At 62.8% G+C, this 23,107-nt stretch carries 15 protein-coding genes and 2 tRNA genes; 9 read left to right on the top strand and 8 right to left on the bottom strand.

The window, feature by feature from the left end; translation table 11 throughout:
* Positions 1 to 61 precede the first annotated feature (61 nt).
* Both H6A15_RS03585 and H6A15_RS03580 read right to left on the bottom strand, forming a co-directional pair.
* Positions 62 to 1,003, bottom strand: a complete 942-nt coding sequence (locus tag H6A15_RS03585; protein ID WP_204672334.1) for a WYL domain-containing protein — start codon at positions 1,001 to 1,003, stop codon at positions 62 to 64.
* Entirely contained in the window at positions 990 to 2,039 is a 1,050-nt protein-coding gene (locus tag H6A15_RS03580) for a helix-turn-helix transcriptional regulator (RefSeq protein WP_204672333.1), read from the bottom strand. Before H6A15_RS03580 ends, H6A15_RS03585 begins: the two co-directional genes overlap by 14 nt.
* A gap of 215 nt (positions 2,040 to 2,254) precedes the next feature.
* On the opposite strand from H6A15_RS03580, the gene H6A15_RS03575 reads away from it, so the two are divergent.
* Positions 2,255 to 5,482 (top strand): M28 family peptidase, encoded by a 3,228-nt coding sequence (locus H6A15_RS03575; protein WP_204672332.1) that lies wholly within the window; start codon positions 2,255 to 2,257, stop codon positions 5,480 to 5,482.
* 202 nt (positions 5,483 to 5,684) lie between these two features.
* Here H6A15_RS03575 and H6A15_RS03570 read toward each other — a convergent pair whose 3' ends face one another.
* Positions 5,685 to 5,927 carry a glutaredoxin family protein gene (locus H6A15_RS03570; protein WP_204672331.1) on the bottom strand — a complete coding sequence of 81 codons (243 nt, stop codon included), beginning with the start codon at positions 5,925 to 5,927 and terminating at the stop codon, positions 5,685 to 5,687.
* Between the two features lie 156 nt (positions 5,928 to 6,083).
* Here H6A15_RS03570 and H6A15_RS03565 point away from each other — a divergent pair, with 156 nt between their 5' ends.
* Positions 6,084 to 6,239, top strand: a complete 156-nt coding sequence (locus H6A15_RS03565) for a hypothetical protein (RefSeq protein WP_204672330.1) — start codon at positions 6,084 to 6,086, stop codon at positions 6,237 to 6,239.
* Here H6A15_RS03565 and H6A15_RS03560 read toward each other — a convergent pair.
* Positions 6,209 to 7,033 (bottom strand): class B sortase, encoded by an 825-nt coding sequence (locus H6A15_RS03560; protein ID WP_204672329.1) that lies wholly within the window; start codon positions 7,031 to 7,033, stop codon positions 6,209 to 6,211. The genes H6A15_RS03565 and H6A15_RS03560 overlap by 31 nt on opposite strands.
* A gap of 88 nt (positions 7,034 to 7,121) precedes the next feature.
* Positions 7,122 to 11,924 carry an isopeptide-forming domain-containing fimbrial protein gene (locus tag H6A15_RS03555; RefSeq protein ID WP_204672328.1) on the bottom strand — a complete coding sequence of 1,601 codons (4,803 nt, stop codon included), beginning with the start codon at positions 11,922 to 11,924 and terminating at the stop codon, positions 7,122 to 7,124.
* A gap of 590 nt (positions 11,925 to 12,514) precedes the next feature.
* On the opposite strand from H6A15_RS03555, the gene H6A15_RS03550 reads away from it, so the two are divergent.
* The 3 genes from H6A15_RS03550 to H6A15_RS03540 all read left to right on the top strand — a co-directional run bounded on the left by H6A15_RS03550 (position 12,515) and on the right by H6A15_RS03540 (position 14,684).
* Positions 12,515 to 12,591, top strand: a tRNA-Ile gene (locus H6A15_RS03550).
* A 63-nt stretch (positions 12,592 to 12,654) separates the two neighbouring features.
* Positions 12,655 to 12,730: transfer RNA gene (locus tag H6A15_RS03545), tRNA-Ala, on the top strand.
* 259 nt (positions 12,731 to 12,989) lie between these two features.
* Positions 12,990 to 14,684, top strand: coding sequence for a phospho-sugar mutase (locus H6A15_RS03540; RefSeq protein ID WP_204672327.1), 1,695 nt, complete (start codon positions 12,990 to 12,992; stop codon positions 14,682 to 14,684).
* A 225-nt stretch (positions 14,685 to 14,909) separates the two neighbouring features.
* Here H6A15_RS03540 and H6A15_RS03535 read toward each other — a convergent pair whose 3' ends face one another.
* Both H6A15_RS03535 and H6A15_RS03530 read right to left on the bottom strand, forming a co-directional pair.
* Positions 14,910 to 16,136 carry a cysteine desulfurase family protein gene (locus H6A15_RS03535; protein WP_204672326.1) on the bottom strand — a complete coding sequence of 409 codons (1,227 nt, stop codon included), beginning with the start codon at positions 16,134 to 16,136 and terminating at the stop codon, positions 14,910 to 14,912.
* A gap of 37 nt (positions 16,137 to 16,173) precedes the next feature.
* Positions 16,174 to 16,737: a hypothetical protein gene (locus H6A15_RS03530; RefSeq protein ID WP_239462323.1), complete on the bottom strand. Its 564-nt coding sequence runs from the start codon at positions 16,735 to 16,737 to the stop codon at positions 16,174 to 16,176.
* Between the two features lie 308 nt (positions 16,738 to 17,045).
* On the opposite strand from H6A15_RS03530, the gene H6A15_RS03525 reads away from it, so the two are divergent.
* Positions 17,046 to 17,471, top strand: a complete 426-nt coding sequence (locus tag H6A15_RS03525; protein WP_204672325.1) for an Hsp20/alpha crystallin family protein — start codon at positions 17,046 to 17,048, stop codon at positions 17,469 to 17,471.
* 178 nt (positions 17,472 to 17,649) lie between these two features.
* On the opposite strand, the gene H6A15_RS03520 is transcribed toward H6A15_RS03525, so the two are convergent.
* On the bottom strand, positions 17,650 to 18,501 hold the full coding sequence (locus H6A15_RS03520) for an MBL fold metallo-hydrolase (RefSeq protein ID WP_204672324.1): 852 nt from the start codon (positions 18,499 to 18,501) through the stop codon (positions 17,650 to 17,652).
* Between the two features lie 47 nt (positions 18,502 to 18,548).
* Between H6A15_RS03520 and tilS the strand changes: the two genes are divergently transcribed.
* The 3 genes from tilS (at position 18,549) to ftsH (ending at position 23,090) form a co-directional block, all read left to right on the top strand.
* Entirely contained in the window at positions 18,549 to 20,162 is a 1,614-nt protein-coding gene (tilS, locus tag H6A15_RS03515; protein ID WP_204672323.1) for a tRNA lysidine(34) synthetase TilS, read from the top strand.
* Between the two features lie 167 nt (positions 20,163 to 20,329).
* On the top strand, positions 20,330 to 20,878 hold the full coding sequence (gene hpt / locus H6A15_RS03510; protein ID WP_204672322.1) for a hypoxanthine phosphoribosyltransferase: 549 nt from the start codon (positions 20,330 to 20,332) through the stop codon (positions 20,876 to 20,878).
* A 169-nt stretch (positions 20,879 to 21,047) separates the two neighbouring features.
* Complete coding sequence (gene ftsH, locus H6A15_RS03505; protein ID WP_204672438.1) at positions 21,048 to 23,090, top strand: ATP-dependent zinc metalloprotease FtsH; 2,043 nt, start codon at positions 21,048 to 21,050, stop codon at positions 23,088 to 23,090.
* Positions 23,091 to 23,107: the final 17 nt, after the last annotated feature.

Below are 23,107 nucleotides of genomic sequence, written 5' to 3'. Positions count from 1 at the left end.
CGGCAGGCGTTTTAGGATTTTCGGTCATAAAGCTGTGCGTGCCCGCGCCCGCCTCCCACTCTCAGGCGGGCGCATCGCCCTGTTGGGCGGCAGGCGAGCCCAAAAGGTGCCTGGCGTAGGCGGCGAGCTCGCATCGCATGTGCGCGGGCTCTTCGATATACATGCGCCCGCCCTGCGCGAGCACCTGGTCAAAGAGCCATTGTTTCGAAGTGACGAAGACCGCCACCAGCATATGGCCGGGCCTCTCGGGGTCCCCATCAAGTCTTTCGACGGCTTTCCAATCAAGGGACTCGGCCGTTTCGCGCTCGACCGAGAGGACGACGCGCCGCCCCTCTTGAGCGAGGCTGGAGGAGACGTCTTCGTCGCGATACGGGTGGGGTGTAACCGAATCGTCGGTCAAGGCGACATGGGCGATTCGATCCAGGCGGTAGCGGCGCTGGGCGTCGGCATGGATGTCCCAGGCGATGAGATAGGCCGCGTCCGAGGACGTTTCTATGGCATGAGGGTCGACGATGCGCACGCGCGGAGCATCTTCTCCCTGAGTGCGATAGCCCATACTGCAGCGCACGCCGTCTTGAATTGCCTCGCGAAGCGTCTGGAGGCAGGAGCCAAATGACACCGTGCCGGCAACACGGGCGTTTTGATCGCCTGCGATACCCGGCGGCAGCAAGGCATGTGAGATGCGCTCGGCGATATCGGGCTCGATATGCAGGTCTGCAAGGACGCATGAAAGCGCTATGCCCTCGCTCAGGGTGAGGCGCAGCGGCAGCAGGCGCCCTGCTTCGCCCTCGAGGACGATGTCGTCGTCCACACGATGCACGATGGCGCGCGCCCCGCTCGATCTGTCGGCAAGGTTGGATATAAGCTCGCAGCAGCGATCGAGCTCGTTGTCGTCGATATCGAGCTCCTCTGCGGCATGTCGTGCAGATATGTGTTGGCCAGGTGCCGCAGAGAGCATTTCGAGCAGCTCGAGCGCCGCGTGGAGCACCTCATCGGTCTTCATGAGCGCTCACCACCTGTTCGATCATCGAGGTCCATGTCTCAACGAGCTCGGAGGGTTCTTCTGGACGCATGCCGGACCGAGCGCGTGCCAGGGCAAATGCTGCTGCGGCTGCGACGTCGCGCACCTCGACCTGCCATTGCCAACGCCCGCCGCCGTCATGCGAAAGCGTCCCGCGTCCGTGTCCTATGGCTATCGCCTCGTCGCGTGGCGTGCCGTCAGGCAGGCTGAACCGCGCCAAGATGGGGCTGTCGTCCGAAAAGTCGAATGGCAGGAAAAGCCATTCGCGCACATCGAAGTCCTCAGGGATGCGATACGCCCCCCGCGGGCGCCAGGCGCGCTCGATGCGGTCGACGCGAAACGTGCGCACCGAGCCGGTGAGGTCGTCAAGGCCGGTGAAGTACGTGTTCCCGTCGTGAGAGAACAGGCCGTAGACGGCAACGGTGCGCCGCGTCTCGCCGCCGGCGGCATCGCGGTAGGCGATGGGAAGCTTGTGCTGCAGCATGAGCGCGCTCCATACCGCATCGACCATCTGCTCGGCTTCCCTGCAGCCCTTGCCGTCGGCTTCGTTTGCGGGATGTCCTGAAGTCGCGCCGCCCGCGCCGTTCGGGCAGGCGCGGGAAGCATCGTTGCAGGCGCGGACGAGTTTGCGGCAGACGCCTGCGAGCGGCCTTCGAAGCGGCGTGCCCGGGACGGAGAGGTAGTCATCGATTGCGTGGAGGAGCACGTCGGCGTCGTCTGCGGTGATGATGCCGCCGGCGGCAAAGGTTCGCGCACGGTCGATGGCCCAGCGGGCCTCCTCGTTTTCCGGCGTGCCTTCGGGTCGGACCTCGGCGATGATGACGCCGTGTCGTGCGAGCTCGTCGCGATCGCGGCGGAATTTCCGCTCGTCGGAGGCGCGATGCCCGGAGCCATAGCCAATATCGGAGTCGCTCACGATCTCTTCGGTGGAAAGCGGGGCACACGCGCTCGAGAGGGCGAACAACAGGTTTAACAGACGTTGCGCCGAGTCCTCGCGCTCCGTTGTCGATCTCGGCATGCCCGGTCCTCCTCGGCGGTTTCGTGCGTTTGCTGCATAGCTCCACCTATTCTAGTGCATGTGGAGATAGGTGGTATTCGGTTCGGCTGTATGGGCGTATGGGTACTAAAGCTGCAGATATATTGGAGTCGCGGTATACTTTCGACAGAATATAGCGGACACATGGCTGCATCCAGTGTGTCCTTACGTTTAGAAAGATAGGATACGGAGCGCAGATGGCCACAACGCAGAAATACCTCAACCATCTTCTCCAGAACACGGGGATTACGCCGGCATGCAGCGAGGAGGAGCGCTCAGCGGCTGAGGATCTGGCCCGCATCTTTGCAAACCATGGTTTTGCCCCGGAGCTTCAGGAGTTCAGCGCGTCTGGGTCGCGCAAGATCGTCCTTGCCGGTCTGGGCGTGGTGGCGTTTTTGGGTGCCGTTCTCATGGGTGTGGGCGGTGCCGTGGGAGTCGTGGGGCTCTTGCTGGCTATCGCCGCCGCCGTGCTGTACACCATGGAGCGCACGGGACGTCCCGTTCTCTCCAGCTTCGGTGCAGGCGGGCTTTCCCAAAATGTAATCGCCTACCACAAGGCTTCGGGTCCGCTGGCGTCCCCGCGCAACCGCCCCGTCGTCGTCGTCGCCCACTATGACTCCCCCCGCGCCGACATCTTCTCCCGCATGCCCTATGCGTCGTATCGTCCCGTGATCTCCAAGCTGCTTCCGATCGCCATGCTCGTGCCGGCGATCGTCGCGGTGGTGCGTGTGCTGCCGCTGCCCGATGCTGCGAAGACGATCCTGTGGATCGTTGCGATCGTGGTCGCGCTCGTCCCGCTTGCCAACGCCGTCGCGGTCTTTTTGAACCGATTCATGCTGCCGTATACATCTGGTTCGGTGTGCAACAAGTCCTCGGTGGCGTCGATGCTCGGCGTCATGGATGCCGTCGCTCCCTTTGAGCGCGGCGAGGAGTTCCCCGAGGACACGCCGTTCGAGGAGTACTACGCGGAACAGCAGCGGATTGCTGCCGAACAGCTCGCCGCGGCACAGCAGGCGGCGAATCCCGACTACAGCGACTATCTTGATGAAGAGCCCGCCGAGGCGCCCGGCTTTGATGAGGAGGCGCTCGAAGAGCCCGAGCAGCTTGAGGAGCCTGCTACCGAGGGCGCCCTCGAGTCGGCCGCTGCGCCGGCTCCTGCGGCCGACCAGCTCGGATCGACCGTTGCCATGCAGATGCCGCCCTCGCTGTTTGATGAGGGCGAAGAGGACGGCGACGCGGAGCAGGTTGAGGAGCTCGAAGCTGCATTCGATGAATCCGTCGAAGCGTCGGCTGATGGGGATGCTGAGCCCGCGGCTGACGAGGTCGTCGTGGCCGAGGCGCCCGAGCCTCAGGATGCGGGCCCGGTGAACGCGGCTGGCAACTACCGCTTCGGCGCCGACGCCATCCATGCGCTCGGCATGGTTCCCGACTCGACGGTGCTTGAATACATCGAGCCGGAGCCGCCGGTCGCCCCGGCGCCCGCGCCCGCGGCGCCTCAGCCGGAAGAGGCCCCTGAGGTTGTCGAGGAAGTCGGTCAGGATGATTTTGATGCCGACAAGACCGGCGTGTTCTCTGCAATCGAGGATGAAGCTCCTGAGCGCATCGAGACCGAAGAGGTCGTTGATTCCTACGATGAGCCCGCGCCTCGCCGTCCGCGCCCGGAGATTCCCTATCGCCCGCCCGTGCGCCATCAGCCCATCCAGCAGGTGACGCCTGCGCGCTCCGGCATCGCTGACGCCCTGTCGAGCATCCGTGAGGGTGCGGCGCATTTCTTTGGCAACGCACTGCAGTTTGGTAAGGATGCGGTCGAAAAGATCGAGTCTACAGCTCGTAACCTCACAGGAGCTTCCGAGGAGGAGCCCTATGAGGATATCGCTCCTGAAGATGTCGAGATGACCGAGGGCCACGACGAGACCTATGAGGGCGGCGAAGAGCTTGACGCCTTTGAGGAGGACGGATCCGTCGATGAATACGACGAGGAGTACTCCGAAGAGGATGCTGTCGATCAGGATGGCATCGAGGCGCTTGATGGCGATGAGCTCGAGGACGAGCCGGTTGACGAGACCGATGCGCCTACGATGGAGGCGACTGCCGTCTTCCAGCCGCTTTCCACCCATGACGGTGCTACGCAGACCGGCTTCTCGATTGTTGAGGACGACGTCGACTCCCCCGAAGACGATGGGGCCGCCGACGCTGAGGTCGCGTCGGTATTTGATGAAGACCTAGATGATGAGGGCGCCTCGTCCTCTCCGGTTGCCGAGGAGTCTCCTGCATCTCCCAAGGAGCCCCAGGCAGAGCAGGCAGAGGTGGTGGACGTCTATGGCGACACCCAGCTCTTCGTGATGCCTCCCGCAGGCGCCCCGTCGGCCACTTCTACATTGGTGTCTACCCCATCCAGCTCCCCTGCGAGGCCGGAGGCTTCGCAGGGACCTGCGGCGGCCAGCGAGGAGGAGACCATCGACTCCCTCATGGCCGAGATCAATGCAAACCGTCGTCCCGCGCCGCGGCCTACGCGTCCGGCGTTCTCGACGGTTCCCGACCCTGCCCGTCCCTCGCTCAACCAGACGCCGGTGTCCAGCCGTGCATCGCTGTTCGACCTTCCCGATCCGTCTTCGGCGCCCGTCGACCCCTTCGTGTCAGAGGTTCCTGCGGAGCGCCGCGTGCCTACGCCGCCGTCTGTCGACGATGCACCTGTCTCTGAGCCCGAGGAATCTCCCTTTGAGACCATCTCGGCTCCGAGCGGAAACGAGTCTGCTCGCCCCGCGCGCTCGCGTGGAGGCCTGTTCCGCCGCAAGAAGCAGGATGAATCCAGCATGAGCGACTGGCTTGGGGTCGATGAAAGCTTCGATGCGAAGCGCACCGGAGGCGATATCGGTTCGTGGGATAACTTTGAAAGCGATGACTGGAAGGGCGGCGCCACGGGTGTCGAGGGCGTGACCGAGCGTGAGCTCCGCGACGCGATCACATCTATGGGTGATGACGAGCTCCTTGGACATGACATCTGGTTTGTGGCGACCGGTGCCTCCGAGTACGACAATGCAGGCATGAAGGCGTTTTTGTCCACGCATCGTGACAAGCTGCGCGGCGTGTTCCTCATCAACCTCGAATGCGTGGGCGCGGGCCAGCTCGCCATGGTGTCTACCGAGGGCGAGGAGCGCGTGCTTAAGGGAGACAAGCGTATCACCAACCTGGTGCGTAAGGTGTCCGCGGCATTCCATAACGAGTTTGCCGCCGTCGAGATGCCTTATGAGACCACCGATGCGTATGCTGCCATGAGCATGAGCCTGCGTTCGCTCACCATCGCCGGCATCGATGGGCCCAACTTCGCCTGCTCGCACAGCGAAGCGGACCTTCCGTACAACGTGAACCCCGAAAACGTCGACTTGGTTGCCGACGTGGTGACTGAGGTCATTCGCAGGTCGTAACGGTCCAGCTGCTCATAGAGAGCGCCCGCCCCCCTTGTTTGCGCATCCCTTGGTGTGGGGAGCGAAGCAAGCCGGGGCGGGCTTTTTGTATGGCGACACGCTGTGCTGCGACGTTGCGCGTATGACCGATGAGGTTCTGCTGGCATGCCGCATGCGCGACGAGCGTTCTGTGTGAAGGACGATCGAGGGAAGACGATGGAGCCTAGCTCGCAACATGGGTCGAGAGATAGGTGATGATGTCGTCGGATTCATAGAGCGGGGTTCCATCGATAAAGAGGCATGGGACCTGGACCTTTCCTCCGACGCGCTTGAGTTGGTCGCGGGCTGCGGGGTCTGCGGTGATGTCGCGCAGAGGAATCTCCATGTCATGCGCTTCCATATAACGGCGCACCTTGAGGCAATAGGGGCACGATGGCATATGGTAGAGGGTAAGCTGCCTGTTCATGAGAATCCTTTCTACGCTCGATGGGTTGCATCTCTCATGTGTACCCGGTTTTACCGGAAAATGACGTGTTGACGCGATGGGAAGAGCCGTGCGGGCTGCGATGCGGGCCAAAAAGCTGGTAGCATACGATAAGTCCGAGATGATTTGGAGGGCGCTGTGTTTTCGTTCATCAAGAAGCACTGGCTTGTATATATCATCGGCGCCGCTCTTGCCGTGGCGCTTGGGTTTGGCGCCGCTTATGTGGTCGGCGTGATTGGTTCGACGCCGGATGATGCCCCCTCTCAGACGGGCAGCTCGTCGGTCATCATGTAATCAAGCTCGTCGATGACGCAGCCGTAAGAAAGCGTCCGCTGGTTTTGCCAGAGGCCGTAGCTGCAGGTGCAGAAGGTCCAGAGCTGATCGATGGGGCCTGGGTCGTATCGCACCACTTCGGACGCTGCGAGCTTCTCGTCGATCCAAGACCTCAGCTCCTGTTGGGATGAAAACGACGTCCTCACGGTTTCTTCCGAGGCGTCGACCGCATTTGCGGCGAACAGTTCGATATGGCGTGCGTGCGTCGGATCGTAAAGGTAGACATCTGCGTGCTCATCCATGACGCCTTGCAGGTGGTTTTCGCTAAACGCCGACAGCATGGATCCGTTGAGTTGCTGATGTCCATATATGAGCGGCGCCTCGCTAGAAAAGCCCGGCACGGCATTTCCCGCATCTAGATAAATCGTTCCTTGGTTGTTGGGATAGGAGACAGCTCCCTCAAAGGTGGTGTGAAGATACCGCTCTGGGTCGTCTGGCGGCGCTTGGACGACGGGATAGTCGATAGGCGTGTTGGGAACGTATATCCATCCAATAACGTCGGGATTGATGTCTCTCAAAGCGCTCCAATCCACGGTGCGCTGCATCAGGGGGTCTGATGGCGGGGCATCGTGTGCGGAGGCGGTGGGAAGCGCGGCGTCGCGATGTGTTGCAGGAGAATCTGCCAGCTTGCGCAGGCGCGCGTATTCTGCCTCGCCTTGCAGGTAGGGGGCGGCGAGCCAACCAAACGCCGCAGATATGACGGCCAGCGGGGCCAGAAGGCAAAGGGAGCGGCGACTCACGATAGGCCTGGACATGGCCTGCCTCCTCGAAGGGTTCAATGAGAGGAGCGCCGCCCTGCATGCCTCATGCGTGCGGCGGCGCCCCTATGGTTGCGGGCAACGATTATGAGGTGTGATGGATGCCCCATCCGTCGCGTTCGTCATGCTGGCGAAGCTTGCGATAGCCGACGAGGCCGCCGGCTCCCGCGAGGGCGCAGATGCCCCCGACGATAGGCAGGACGCCCATGGTCATATCACCGGTCTTTCCAAGGTTCTTCTCCTCATCAGGGCCTTTCGTCTGATTGTCCGACGGCGAGGGCGTTTCCTGGCCGGGGTCGGTGTCGTCCGGTTTGTCAGGCTCGGGATCTTCGGGCGTCGTGTCCCCGGGTTCGTTGTCATCCGGGTCACTCGGCTCCGGCTCATCTGGGTCGTCTGGCTCGGGGTCATCGGGATCAGGCTCGGGCTCTGGTCCGGCCGGCTCGTCGGGCTCGGGGATCTCAACGATTTCCGTTGCCTCGAGAGGCTCGGGCAGGTCGGGACTCTCGAGGGTCGCGGTGTTCTCAGCCCTCGTCACCTCGATGGTCTCCTCGACGGTGGCGATGTATGTGATGAGCACCTCGTCGCCAGCCGCAAGGTCGCCCAGCGAAACGACGAATCCGTTTCCATCCATGGTTACCTCGGCGTCGCGCATCTCGTCGTTGACGCGAACCTCCAGGGATGCATCATCGATGGCGAGCCCTTCGGGGAGACCGCTGTCGGACACGGTCGCATCAGAAAGATCTCGACCGGCATGTGCCGTGATGGCGTAGGCGACCTTATCGCCAACCTGCGCCGTTTCCACCGAGGCCTTCTTATCGATCGTGCTTTCGTCTTCGCCCACGATGTTTACCACTGCCTCTGAGGTCAGGGGCTCGTCCAGGCTTTCGCTGGCGAGCGTTGCTATGTTGGTGACCTGTGTTCCCGCGAGCTCGTCGTCTTGGGCGGTCGCCCTGTAGGTGATGCGTATCGACTCTTTCGGCCTCAAGTCGCCAAAGTCGATGGAGAAGGTGTTGTTTTGAATGTCGGCTGGTACGGGCGTGATCTCGTGGTCTCCAAGCCAGGCGCGTATGCTTGCCATATCGATGTGCATGGCGTCAGGGAGGCTTGCGTCGCCTATGGTGACGTTCAACACCTCGCCGGCTTCTTCTGCAACTGCTGCCTCTATGGTGTAGGTAACCGTGTCTCCTACCGGTATCGTGTCCCTATCGACGGATTTGTGCAGCGAGATATCCGGCTCGTCGAGGGGTATGGTTACATAGGCATCGGCGCGCAGGGGATCTTCAAGCGTGTCGGACGTGAGGACTGCGGTGTTTACCACTGACTGCCCCTGCAGGCCCTCGTCGCGAACCTGTGCCGTGTAGGTCAGTGTCGCGACCGATCCGGCTTCGAGGTCGCCCAGGTGGACGGCAAAGCCGTTGTCCTCGACATCAATGGTCAGGTCGTCGACGCGCACGCCATCGATTTCAACCACGATGCCGCGCAGGTCGACCGGCATGCCTTCGGGCAGGCTCTGATCGCATATCACCACATTGGCGGCGGGATGGTCTGCAACGCTTGCGGTGACCGTGTAGGTCGCGGTATCCCCCACGCGCTTCTGTTCATCGTCGACGGTCTTGGTGAGGGTGACCTCGGCATAGGGGTCCACGATGCGGACCTCGTGGTCGTCGACGCCGTCGAGCGCATTGTCCGCCGACGCCTGGACCTTGTTGCCCAATATGGTTCCCGCGACTTTCGTCTCGACGTCATAGGTCACCGTGATGGTCCCCTCGTCGGGCAGGTCGGTGTTCGTGACAAGCTCGAAGCCGATGACGTCCCCCGTCTCCTCATCGGTGATGTAGACGGGTTCGGCGTCGACGACCTCGTCATCGGGGCCGATCGCCTGAATCGATCCTTCGACGATATGCCCGATCCCCGCGTCATCCATCTGGTCTTTTATGACGACGTTCTGCGCGACCACATCCTCGCGTGTCTGCGTGACCGTGAGGGAGTAATGGGCGATCTCGCCGACCTGGTAGACGTCCTTATCAGAGGCTTTCTCCACCGCCAGCCGCGGCCCCTTGACGTCGACGACCTCATCATCGGTGGTTTCGGTATGGGGCTCGTCGGTCACGGCGAGCGCCGTGTTGTCAACCGTCTGGCCGGCGAGGTCGGCATCGTTGATCTTGACGCGGTACTCGACGGTGATCTCGGTTTCGCCCTCCTCGCCAAGCGGATTGGCGCCTTCGTGGTCGGTCGTGGCGCCATCCTCCCAAACAGGATAGGTGTCCGAGCTGGAAACGATGTTTCGGTGCGTCTCGACAATGAAGGTCTCGCCGCCCTGTGGGGCGTGTTTGAAGGTCACGGTGCAGCTCTCGGTGATGTCCTCGCCGCGGCTGTCATAGACCCTGATGGTGTCTCGAAGCAGCTCGACGCCTTCTGTGTGGGCGAGGTCGGAGATGATGAGGTTTCGACCGAAGGTCCCCGGCGTCTCGTTGGTTACCGCTACGTGATAAAGGATCTCGTCGTTTACCGTAAACGAATCATTGCTTGCCTTCTTATCGACGGCGAGATGCGGCTGGTTGACCCATACCTTTGCCGTGTCGTCGTCGGGCAGGCTGTTGTCCGCCTCGACGTCGGCCTTGTTTATGATTTCCCAGCCCGATACCGAATCTTCGGGATACGCGCGATACACGACGACGATCTCGGTCCCGAAGGCAAGGTGGTCGACGGAGAGCCGCCATCCTGTTCCCGCGGGGTCGAGATTCCACTGCGGCGTGATCGTCGTGTATTGGTCATGCGTGTGGTCGTCGTCGCCTATGCGATATTGAATGTCCGAGAGCGTGCCTTCGGCGCGGTCTCCAATCCAGGTCATAGCGACCTCTGAGTCGTTTTCGGTGAAGCTTTCGATCATGAGCGAGCCGTCATCGTTGCGGCCAAGCTTCATGCCCTCGGGCAAGCTGTCGTCGGTGATCACGACCCCGTTTGCCACCGTTCCCTCTTGAGTATTGGACACGCGCACCGTGTACTCGAAAAAGCCTGGGTCGCGGTCGCTTGCGCCCACATATCCTTCGTAGCGGTCGACGTCTTTCGTCACTTCGAGATTTGCCGTGTTGACATAGATCTCTTCGGGGTCGTCTGCGTCCGCAGCGTTGTTTGCGTGGATGCCGGCGTTATTGATGACCTCCTTGCCCACGCCAGACTGGCGAACGCGCGCCTGATAGGTGACCACCAGCTCGTCTCCATAGTTGAACTTGTCAAAGTCGAGCGACCATTCGTTGCCGTTGACCTCGACTGCGGGAAGGTCTTTGACGCCCGTTGCGACCACGCTGTCGGAGATGAGCTCGAGATATTCGGGCAGGTTGTCAGAAACGATGGTGTTGCGCGACTGGGCGTTTGCCACCGTCTGCTTATAGACGACGGTGTAGCTCACGATGTCGCCCACCTCGTACTCATAGGTGTCAGCGGTCTTATCGACCGAGAACACTGGCTCGAGGAGCTCTGTGTCCACGTTGTTCGAAGGCACGCGCCCCGCGTTGTTGATGAGGGCATATGAGCTGTTTCTAACGTACAGCGAGCCATCGGCGGGATACTCGGTCAGCTCTGCCGAGAAGATGAAACGATAGTGCTCGCCGGACATGGGCATGGATGTGAGGTACTCGCGGTTGAACTCGAACCGTACGGTGTTTTCTACCGGCCGTTCGTTGTCGCCCTCGTAAACCACCACGCCTGCCTGCTCGGTGATGTCGTTGCCGTCTTCATCGAGCAGACGGCCGGTGCCGTCGACATAGCGCATCTCGGCCGGAAGAACGTCGATGATGTCGAGCGCTGTGTACCGATAGCCCAGTCGGCAGTTCACGCCTTGCTCATGAGCCTGATAGTCAACGGTGTACTCCACTTCGTCGCCGACGGAGACGCCTGACGTTTTGTCCGCCGTCTTGGTGATGTCGGTCTGGCCAGAGGGATTCTCGTTGGGGTTGGGGAGCGTCAGAAAGTCGCTTGTCATGGCGAAGAAGGCCTGGGTGTCTCCACGGTCTCCGTGCCATGCAGGGTAGAAATACAGCTCGATTGGCTGGCCGAGCTGTCCTGACTCCTCCGTGGTGTCATAGAACACCTCAACAAGGCCGTTCTTATACTCATCCGGGGAGTTCCTGAAGTCGACCGACAGCGGGTCGGTAGAGCTCTGCACATAGGTGTCGTCACGCTCGAGCGACAGATGGTCGTTTTCAGCCACGATGCGTCCGCCGGTGACGGCGCCGCCAAAGGTAAAGGCTTGCGACGTATCGAGATCTATGCAGGTCATGTGCCCTTTGGCTGGGAATGGCGTCGAGGTGTCGGCATAGACGAATTCGACGGAAACCTGTAGCTCGTCCAATCCTACGGTGTAGATGTTGAAGTTTTGGTAGCCGGCGTCCTTGTCCGATTGCGCCTTGTATGCCTGGGAGATGTAGACGCCAGGCTGGAAGATCTCGTGGAACTCGTAGCTCCAGTGGCTTTCCCATCCATCGACGGGCTCGAGCACGTGCCAGTCCTCAAAGGTGACGATGGCGTCGTATTCGTCATTGCCGTAGGTGCCGCCCGTATAGCGAAGCGCGGCTCGCCCTTTAAGGCTGTCGTCGGTCCCGTCGAGCGCCCATCCGGCGCTTCCCCTCACCTGCCCGTAGAGGTCGTCGGGATCGATGGTCTCGCCCACACCCGGGTCTCCTGCGCCGCGGTGGTCGTAGTAGACGCCGATGTCCGATACGGTCTGGAAGCCATCGACGACCTGTATGTCGGTAAAGTCGATAGACGCCTCGTATCCCAGGGGCTCGAACTCGTTTTCGGCAACCTGCTCGATGACGGCGGTGCCGGGTGCCGCGTAGGCGCTCCAGATGAGGGGCAGTGTCACGCCAAGCACGGTCGCCCCGCCCACGAGCGCTCCGAGAAGGCGTCGCGTCCTCCTCGGTATCGTCCGACTTTCGCGTTCTCCGAGACCACGCTTCCACGGTCCATCGCGAACGGCCTGCCTACATGCACGGTAGACGTTGCTGAGATGGTTGCGGATACCCATACCCTTCCTCCCATCACTCGGTGGAAGGCGAGCGTATGCCCGGTCATCTAACGATTTGGACACCTATTCTCTCCCAAATCTTTCACAGTCCTTCCTAAAACCTAACGTGCTGTTGTTGCCGCAGGTATAGGGGGCCATCAGCTGTCCAACATTCCGGTTCACAAGAGGTTCTCGCTGCATGAATAATCGAGAAAAAGACACGCGCGCAACGTTGCGACACGCCGTGCAGCCTGGCTGACGGGCAAGCGCCCGCGCTCGGACGATGGCTCGACGCGGCTCCCGCCGCCGTTCCGACGGGCAGCTCCTGTGGACCTCGGTCTCGTGGCCAGGGGCGGGGAGGGCTCCGATGCTCGATTCGGGTGCAAGAGAGGATTGTTCAAACTGATGCAAAAGAATCTGAAAAAAGTTGTTGACGCGTCGGAATGTTGTGGGCTATTATTTGTGAGCGCGATGGACCTGTAGCTCAGTTGGTTAGAGCGTCCGGCTGATAACCGGGAGGTCACAAGTTCGAATCTTGTCAGGTCCACCATTCCTTTCGCAATAAACACCCCAGCGAGAGCCGAGTCGCCGCTGGGGTGTTTATTACTACAGTGGGGGTTTAGCTCAGCTGGGAGAGCGCGGGCTTTGCAAGCCTGAGGTCAGGGGTTCGATCCCCCTAACCTCCACCACGAACTTTCAACCTCGCCCCGGCGAGGTTTTTTCATATCTGGTGCCCGCCCGCCCAATGTGGCCGGGCCCCATGTGCGTCGGCGCTCCCGGGCGACCATGCCCAACCTGCCGCCCTGCAATACGATACGCTCGCCGGTAAATCGAGTTCGCCTGTCGATACTTGCCGTATCATTTCGAGTGAGCGCCTCGCGCTCGCCGCCTCTGCTGCGCACGGGCAGCAGGGCAGATTTGTTGTGGCTCGAAAGGAAGGCACCCCAAATGGTCGACGTACATGAGCTTCTTGATGCGTGGCTTGCCAATGTCAAGGATGAAGAGCTCTTGGCAGAGCTCAAAGGTATGAAGGAGTCCGGCAACGAGGACGCCATCACCGACGCGTTCTTCCAGGACCTCGAGTTTGGAACGGCTGGCCTGCGCGGCACGCTGGGCGCCGGTACCAACCGCATGAACATCTATACCGTCGGTCGTGCCACTCAGGGCTTCGCTGAGTACCTGGTCAAGAACTTCGAGAACCCCACGGTCGCCATTGCGCGCGACAGCCGCAACAACGGCGAGCTCTTCGTGAAGACCGCCGCAGCCATCTTTGCCGCCAACGGCGTGACCGCCAAGCTGTATCCCAAGATCTCGCCGGTCCCCACCCTTTCGTGGGCCGTGCGCTATCTGGGTTGCTCTGGCGGCGTGTGCGTGACCGCTTCGCATAACCCCGCGCAGTACAACGGCTACAAGGCCTATGGTCCCGACGGGTGCCAGATCGCATCCGAGGTCGCCGACGCCATCTCTGCCGCCATCGCAGGCGTCGACATGTGGAACGGCATCAAGACCATGGACTTCGACGAGGCTGTCGAGCAGGGCAAGATCGAGTGGATCGCCGACGACTGCCTTGAGGCATACTACGATGCCGTCGTCGACAAATCGGTGAGCTGCCTCACCGACGAGCAGGTCGCCGAGGCTCCGCTCAAGCTCGTCTACACCCCGCTCAACGGCACGGGCCTCATCCCGGTGACCACCGTGCTCAACAAGGTGGGCATCACCGACATCACCATCGTGCCCGAGCAGAAGGATCCCGACGGAAACTTCCCCACCTGCCCGTATCCCAACCCCGAGATCCGCGAGGCCATGCAGAAGGGTATCGACCTGTGCCAGGAGGTTCAGCCCGACCTGCTGCTTGCAACCGACCCTGACGCCGACCGTGTGGGTGTGGCTTGCCAGGACGGCGATGACTACACGCTGCTCACCGGCAACGAGATGGGCGTCCTGCTGCTCGACTACATCTGCAAGATGCGCGCCGCCCGCGGCGAGGACCTCTCCCGCAAGGTTGCCGTGACCACCATCGTTTCCTCCGCCATGGTGGATGCGCTCGCTGCCGAGTATGGCTTCGAGATGCGCCGTTGCCTCACCGGCTTCAAATACATCGGCGACATCATCACGAGCCTCTCGGACGCCGGCGAGGTCGACCGCTTCATCTTCGGTTTCGAGGAGAGCTACGGCTACCTCTCGGGCGACCATGTGCGTGACAAGGACGCCGTGAACGCCTCCATGCTCATCTGCCAGATGGCGCAGTACTACAAGCTCGAGGGCAAGAATCTCGTCCAAGCCATGCGCGACCTGTATGAGAAGTACGGCTACTATCACAACAAGACGATCTCCCTCAGCTATCCGGGTGCCGACGGCGCCGCGAAGATGGCTGGCATCATGGCAGGCCTGCGCGCCGAGGCTCCGACCGAGATCGCTGGTTCCAAGGTCGAGGCCGTCGTGGACTACGGCGAGGGCGTGAACGGTCTGCCGAAGGCGAACGTCATCGAGTTCGACCTCGAGGGCGGCAACAAGGCCATCGTGCGTCCTTCCGGCACCGAGCCCAAGATCAAGCTCTACATCTTTGCCAAGGGTGCCGATGCCGCCGAGGCCGACGCGCTCATGGACAAGATCGAGGCTGACGGCCGCGTGCTGCTTTCGTAAGCGCGCCATGGCAAGGCACCGCGCAGCGGTGCCATGATCGAACGACTCGGGCGGGCGTCCTCAGGGGCGCCCGTTTTTCATATCAGGAGAACGCCTGGCCACGTGTGCGGCAGGGGGCGAGAGATTGTCGGGGGAGCGGCCAGCGACGAGACGGAGGACCTTCGTGTGCCGGTGGGCACTTCGGCACGCTTCGATCCCGATGGTGCTCGCTGGGCCTGCTGCCCGCTAGCCCATGGCGCTCATGACGCGCGCGCGCCGGATGGCAGCCGGAACGCGCTCACAGAGAACATCGACGTCTGTGTTGGTCACGTCGTCGGCAAGCGACAGGCGGAGCGCGCCATGGCTCCAAGAGGGATCCGTCACGCCAAGCGCGGCGATGACGTGGGATGGGTCGGTGGATCCGGTGGAGCAGGCCGAGCCCGTCGCCGCCGCCACGCCGGCCCGGTCAAGAAGCACCACGAGCAGCTCGCCATCGACGTCATGGCAGATGAAGGAGGCGATGCCTGGGAGGCGGGCATCGCGGGCGCCGGTGATGCGCATATCGGGAACTTCGGCCACGATGCGGTCCATGAGGCGGTCTCGCAGGGCGGCCACCTCGGCGCCGCGTTCTTCGAGGGAGGAACATGCCTCGTCGAGTGCGGCGGCGAGGCCCACGATGCCGGCGACGTTTTCGGTTCCCGCGCGCTCGCCGCGCTCCTGGGCCCCGCCTTCGATAAGGGGTGGAAGCGAAATGTCTCGCCGCAGCACGAGCGCGCCCGTGCCACGTGGTCCATGAAACTTGTGGCCGGAAAGCGACAGCGCGTCGACGCCGAGACGTCGCACGTCGACGGGAATATGTCCCACCGCCTGTACGGCATCGGTATGGAAAAGCACGCCATGCGCCTGGGCGACCGCGGAGAGGGCGGGGATGTCCTGGATGGTGCCTACTTCGTTATTGGCGAGCATGATGGAAACGAGCGAGGCGGGGGGCATCTCGAGGCCTTGGGAGCGATCGGCCGAGCGCGCCTCATCGAGCGCCGCCTCGAGGTCGGCCGCGGATACGCGTCCCTCGGTGTCTACGGGGAGATAGATGACTTCGACGCCGACGCGCTCGAGCGCGCGACAGCAATGCAGGATGGCATGGTGTTCAATCTGGGAGGTCACGATGCGAGTCGGCGCCTGCATCCCGTAGCGTTGACGCCAGCGTGCGACGGCGCCTCGAAGCACCCAGTTGTCTGATTCGGATCCTCCGCTGGTGAAATACACCTCGTCCGGAGCGGCGCCGAGGTGGCCCGCGACGGATGCCCGCGCCTTGTCGAGCGCCACGGCGGCCTCGCGGGCGATGCGATGGATGCCGCTCGGGTTTCCGAACGTCTCGGTAAGGAAAGGCATCATGGCGTCGAGCGCCGCATGGGAGAGGGGCGTGGTCGCCGCGTTGTCGGCATAGATGTAGGGCGAAGATGCGTCTGTCATGGCTGCTCTCAGGGGGTCGTGGGCTCTATGTTCTTTGCTAGCGAAGGAAGAAGAACCAAACCAACGCGATGATGACGGCGAGCAGCAGCACGACGATCACGGCGCGCATGCTGCGCCTGCGCGAGCGCTCGTAGCGAGAGGTGAAGATCGTTTTTCCAGGTTTCGGCGTCTCGAGGTAGCGTTCGTAGTGAAGTTGAGAACGCCGATCGGTCTGTCGCTGTCCCGGCGTCTGAGCCGCATCCGGTGCTCGGCGCGTCCGGCCATCAACCGGTGGAAGATACTGCGGATCGGAGGTCGCGGTCCCCATGTGGCGTCTGCCGGATGCCTGGCCTCTTGTGGCGCCGCGCATGGCAGGGCCTGGCTCGCTGACGTAGGAGATGCCGTCGTCGGTGATGGGGTCTTGCGTGATATGGGCCGCGTGATGACGGTAGGGGCTGCGCGCTGCAGCGGCGTTCTGGGGAACGTCCTGTTGGAGGTCCTGCGGCAGGGGGTTGCTTCTACGCGGAGCGTTGTCGCGCGCGGGATAGGCATTCGCCGCCGGCCGCGCTTGTGCCGCTCGGTCTGGGGCGGGCGCGTTCTCTAGGTGCGCGTGACCGTCCATCTGTCCGCCTCGCGGCGCACGTTCTGTCCTCGCTTGGGTATCCATAGCATCCTTTGACAGAAACGGTTCAGTACCCCCTCATTGTAGTTGGGTGCCTCGAGTAGAGAGACAGCGTCCCCGCCATCAACCAAAAAAGCAGGTTCATCAAATCTAAGTCTTAAAGACTTAAGTTTGATGATAGTGTGACGCTTAAAAAATTTGATATGCCATGAATGAAACCAAGGATGCCGGGAATAACAGGAGTGTCCAAAGAAGTCCCCAGCGGGCCAAAGCAACGCTGGGGCAATCCACAAAAGGAGTGGTTGATTATGGCAAGCATGATTCCGTATCGTTCGGTTTTTGGTCTCCGTCCCACCTCGAGCCTGTTTGATGCCTTCGATGACATGATGGACTTTGCGAACGCGCCGCTCGCCAAGGCGTTCCCCATCGATGTCGAGGACACCGGCGACGGCTATGAGATCAAGGCATATCTCACCGGCGTGAACAAGGACGACATCGACGTCGAGCTCAACGAGGGCCGTCTCTCCATTGCCGTCAAGGTCGAGGAGAAGGAGGAGGACAAGGGCAAGAACTATCTGCAGAAGGAGTTCACCGCCTACAGCGCGACCCGCGGCGTGTATCTGAAGGACGCGGCGAGCCAGGGCCTCTCTGCCCGCTATGCCGACGGCATTCTGACCGTTACCGTGCCTAAGATCCAGGAGAAGAACAACGTCACCAAGATTTCTATCGACTAGGTGCAGCGTTGATTGAAGGGGCGGCAAGTGCAGCAGCTTATACGTCCCGACGGCGCAGACCCCTATGAAACGGCCCCGACGAGGCTTCTCGGCGGGGCCGTTGCCGTGTGTATCGGTCGACGTGGGTCGGCCTTGTCAGCCTCGCGCACTCGCGCGACGGCTCATGCTCACGGTTGCCCTACCACACGCTGATGGGGCGATTCTGTCCGGCGGCGCGGATATGAAGGTCGGGATGCGCCTTCCTGGCCAGGGTAGCCGAAGACCCCAGCTCGTTGTCGAGCGTGGCGCCAAGCGCCTCGGCAAACGACCGCACGGCGAGGCTCGGCCGGTTGTTTTCTTGGGAGATGTGCATGGCGACAAGTTCTTGCGTGCGCTCGGTCACCAGCTCGCGCGCCGCCTCCGCTGCCTGGGCATTTGAGAGGTGCCCGCGCTCGCTCATGATGCGGTCTTGCAGGGCGCGCGGATAATCCCCGGTCCTCAGCATCGGGACATCGTGGTTGCTCTCCAGCGCCAAGATGCGCGCGTCACGCAGAAGCCGGAGGGCTCCCGGAGGCAGGCATCCGGTGTCGGTGGCGAAGCCGATGGCGTCCTCTCCGCATGAGAAGCGAAAGCCCACGGGGTTCACGACGTCGTGAGAGGTCGGAAAGGTCTCGATGCGTATGCCCGCGACCTCGAAGGCGTCGCCCGGCATGAACTCCTGAAACAGAAGGTCGCAGATGGCTTTTCTGGATGCTGCCGTGCCGGCGCTGGCGAAGAGATTCCCATCGAAGCGGCGGCACCACACCGCCACCCCGCCGATGTGGTCGCTATGCTCGTGGGTGAGCATGAGCGCGCGTACCTGGTTCTCGTCCAATCCAAGCTCATGCATCCGAGAGAGCGTTTCGCGGCGGGAAAAGCCGTCGTCGATCATGATGAGGCCCCCCGGGCCTTCGATAAGCGAGCAGTTTCCCTTGGACCCGCTGCCCAGAATATGCAGATGCAGGCATGCTTGGCGTGCTGCCGGCCGAGGCTTGGCGGGTGCTTGGGTCATGGTGAAACCTCCGCAGGATACAATGTGGCTAGATAAAGGAGGCGCGTATGCCAACGGTGGCACAGCATTATATCCAGAGCCGGTCTTTGGCGACACGTCGCACCAAGGGCTCGAATGACCTGCCTGCAGCGCCCGTGGTGCTCATGGTATCGGGCGGCGCGGACTCGACGGCGCTCACCGTGCTGGCGTGCACGTCTGCGCTTGACCTCGAAGACGGGCGAGGCCCTGCGCGTATCGCCCGCGAGCGCCTGCATGTGTTGCACGTCAACCATCATCTGCGCGGCGACGCGTCCGACGCCGACGAGGCCTTCGTGCGCGAGCTTTGCGAGCGCTACGGGCTGCCGCTCTGCGTCGAACATGCCTCGTTCAGCGACCTAGGCGGGCAGAACCTCGAGGCTGTGGCACGTGATGTGCGCTATGCCGCCGCCCGCCGCTACGTGCGCGAGCTGTGTGAGGAGGCGGGCTGCCCCCGTACGGCCGCCCGCATCGTCACGGCGCACACGGCGAGCGACCGCGCCGAGACCTTCTTTATGAATGCCATCAAGGGGTCCGGTCCAGCCGGCCTTTCGAGCATCCCGCGCCGCCGCAACATCATCGTGCGCCCGCTGCTTGATTTCACCCATGAGGAGCTTTGCCATCGCCTCGAGGTGGCGGGAATCGCCTGGCGCGAGGATGAGTCCAACAAGGATACGGCCTACCTGCGCAACTTCGTACGTCATCGCGTGCTTCCCGTGGCGCGTCAGCGCAACGAGAACCTGCCCCGCATCATCGGAGCGACCTGCGACATTCTGGGTGATGAGGACGCATTCATGTCTCAGCTCGCCGCCCGCGCGCTGCGCACCTGCACGCGCCGCCGACAGGACGGGCTGATGGTGCTCGACGGGGCGCGCCTTGCCGCTTCGGAGGTCGCCATCGCGCGGCGCATGGTACGCCTGGCGGTGAAGGCCCTCGATCCCGAAGCCCGCCTGGAGATGCGTCATGTCGAGGCAGTTCTCGCTTGCGTCGCCGCCGGCGCGGGCTCGCTCACCTTGCCGGGCGGCATCGACGCACGCATGGAGTTCGGGGCGCTCTCGCTGCGAACGTCGGACGCCCGCGAGCGCCTCGTCGCAGGATGGCTTTCTGTCCCCGGTCGCATGCCGCTCGCCAACGAGGCGACGCTCTCGGCAGAGCTCCTGCGCGTTCCGGCGGGAACCGACGCCGCGGCGCTCGCGCGCGACGAGGCCCGTGCCGCCCGGGTGCTCGACCCGTCCTCAACGGGTGAGGACGGGCGCGCCCAGGGCGCCGCGGAGACGCGCGGCCCGTCTCACATCGAGGTGGCCTTTGTGGACGCCGCAGCGCTTGGGTATGCCGAGGCGGACCTCGTGCGCCTCAAGGAGGCGGGAGGAGTTCTTCCCGCGGAGGCCCGCACGGCGAGGCTTTGGGTGGATGCTCCGGCTCCCGGCGACATCATGTGTCCCCTCGGCATGCACGGCAGGTCTAAGAAAGTGTCCGACATTCTGGGTGAGGAGCAGGTTCCGGTGGCGGAGCGCCTCCTCGTTCCCGTCGTGCGCACGGCGCCGGGCGGCGCGGTGGTGTGGCTGGGCGGTCTGAGGCTCGACGACCGCTTTAAGTGCACCGCCTCCACCCGGGTGCTCATCAAGCTCACGCTTCGGGTGATATAGCTCGGTCCAAGCGGCATGTGAAAAGCCTACTACCTGCGCTCATCTGCCGAAACCGCGTCGAGGCTGGTACTATATTACGGATACACCTTGACCAACGTCGACCAGGGGCATGGCCCTGGTTGTGCGGCCGGGGCGTCGAACCGTCTCTCGCAACAGAAAGGGCACACATGAGCACCGTGCATCCTGACGTCGAAACCGTCTTGTTCTCTGAGGAGGAGATCGCCGCGATCGTGCAGCGCTTGGGCGATCAGATCACCCAGGACTACCAGGGCAAGGACCTGGTGCTTATTGCCGTGCTGCGCGGTGCGGTCGTCTTCATGGGCGACCTCATGCGCGCCATCAAGACGCCGCTGTCGATCGACTTCATGGCCGTCTCGAGCTATGGCGACAAGGCCAAGAGCTCGGGCATCGTGCGTATCGTCAAGGACCTCGACATGGATATCAAGGGCCGCGACGTGCTGATTGTCGAGGATATTCTCGACTCTGGCCTCACCCTCAAGTATCTCATGAAGAACCTTTCCAGCCGTCATCCCGCCTCGCTCGAGGTTGCGACGTTCCTATGGAAGGACATCGAGGGCAAGCAGGCCGCAATCGACCCCAAGTATGTGGGTACACACTGCCCAGATGCCTTTGTGGTGGGCTATGGCCTGGACTTCGCCGAGCGTTACCGCAACCTGCCCTACGTGGGCATTCTCAAACCGGAGGTTTATTCGTAGCATGACGTTTTCCACACACGACGATTTTGATGCCGTCGCCCTTCTTGCCGAGGGCGACGGCTCGCGTAAGGACGACGGGTCGGATCCGGACGGCGGCTCCCGCGAGGGCAAGGGCCGCGACGGCTCTTCGCGCCGATCCGACGACCCGCTGTTCGGAAGCTTCGATGACATGCTGATGGGCGGCAAGGGAGGCCTGGGCGGCCGCGACCCGCGCCGTCCGCCGTCGCGCGCCACCTGGCTTTATTTCCTGCTGGCCTGCGTGCTGCTGGGATACCTGTTCTTCAACATGGGCAACGGGTTCGGCGGCGGCGAGCAGGTGCAGGATATCCCGACCAACCAGATGGTTGCCGCCATCGAGGACGACCGGGTGGATACGCTGACCTACACGGTCGCGAACGGCTCGGTTTCGGGCGCCTACTGGCCTGAAGACGCCGACACCTCGAACCGCGACGAGCTGGTGCGCTTCAGCTCCACCTATGTGGGCTCTGATGCCTTGGCCGAGCTTATGGCCGACCATCCCGAGACCACCTATGAGGTGGATACGCGCAATCCCAACTTCTGGAGCGACTTCCTCATCAGCGTCGTTCCCACCCTTCTGCTCATCGTGCTCATGTTCTACTTCATGCGCCAGATGATGGGTGCCAACAGCAAGACCATGCAGTTTGGTAAGACCAACGCCAAGACCAACGAGGCCACCCGCCCCAAGGTCAAGTTCAAGGACGTGGCGGGCATCGACGAGGCGGTCGAAGAGCTCGAAGAGGTGCGCGACTTCCTGGCGTCGCCCGAGCGCTACCGCAAGCTGGGCGCCAAGATCCCGCGCGGCGTGCTGCTGGTAGGGCCTCCGGGTACGGGCAAGACGCTGCTTGCCAAGGCCGTCGCCGGCGAGGCCGGCGTGCCGTTCTTCTCCATCTCGGGCTCGGACTTCGTGGAGATGTTCGTGGGCGTGGGCGCTTCTCGCGTGCGCGACCTGTTTAAGGAGGCCAAGGCACAGGCCCCGTCCATCATCTTCATCGACGAGATCGATGCGGTGGGTCGCCAGCGCGGCGCAGGTCTCGGCGGCGGGCACGACGAGCGCGAGCAGACCCTGAACCAGCTGCTGGTCGAGATGGACGGCTTTGAGGAGACCGAGAGCGTGATCCTCATCGCCGCCACGAACCGCCCCGACATCTTGGATCCCGCGCTGCTTCGTCCGGGCCGCTTTGACCGTCAGATCACGGTGGACCGCCCCGACGTGGCTGGCCGCGAGCAGATCCTGAGGGTCCACGGTCGCAACAAGCCGCTCGACGACGACGTGAAGTTTGACAAGCTCGCTCAGCTCACCGTTGGATTCACCGGCGCCGACCTGGCCAACCTCATGAACGAGGCGGCGCTCCTTGCCGCGCGTCGCAAGAAGTCGCTCATCTCGATGTCCGAGGTCGAGGAGTCCATGGAGCGCGTCATTGCCGGCCCGCAGCGCAAGAGCCGCGTCATGACGCAGCAGGAGCGCACCACGATCGCCTTCCACGAGAGCGGCCACGCCCTGGTGGGGCACGTGCTCGAGCATTCCGACCCGGTCCACAAGATTTCGATCGTGAGCCGCGGCCAGGCGCTCGGCTACACCATGCAGCTGCCCACCGAGGACCATTTCCTCAAGACCAAAAACGAGATGCTCGACGAGCTCGCGGTGTTTCTGGGAGGCCGCGTGGCCGAGGAGCTCATGTGCTCGGACATCACCTCGGGCGCTTCGAACGACCTCGAGCGAGCCACCAAGATGGCCCGCGAGATGGTCACCCGCCTGGGCATGAGCGAGGAGCTGGGCACCATGGTGTTCGGCGAGGCGCAGCACCAGGTGTTCTTGGGTCGAGACTATGCCGACCATCAGGACTACTCCGAGGAGACGGCGCGCCGCATCGACGCCGAGGTCCAGCGCATCATGCGGGAGGCGCACCGCCGCGCCGAGGCCATTCTCGAGGAGCGTCGCGACCAGCTGCAGCTGATGGCCGAGGTCCTGCTCGAGCGTGAGACGGTCGAGGGCGACGCCGTCGAGGCGTTGCTCGACAACACGTGGGACGAGTACCTTGCTCGCGAGCAGGGCGACGACGCCTCCGGATCGGGTGCGAGCGACGGCGCCGCGAAGGCTTCCCGCAAGCCGCGCATGAGCGACGAGGAGATCGCCGCCGACGCGGCTCGTTACGCGGCGGAGGCGGTGGCCGCCGAGGAGGACGACTCCTGATCGCTTGGGATCGCCTC

This window comes from Enorma phocaeensis, assembly GCF_016901575.1.
Classification (GTDB): domain Bacteria; phylum Actinomycetota; class Coriobacteriia; order Coriobacteriales; family Coriobacteriaceae; genus Limicola; species Limicola phocaeensis_A.
The sequence above is the reverse complement of the archived record's forward strand: the minus strand, read 5'-3'. Positions and strand labels throughout refer to the sequence as shown.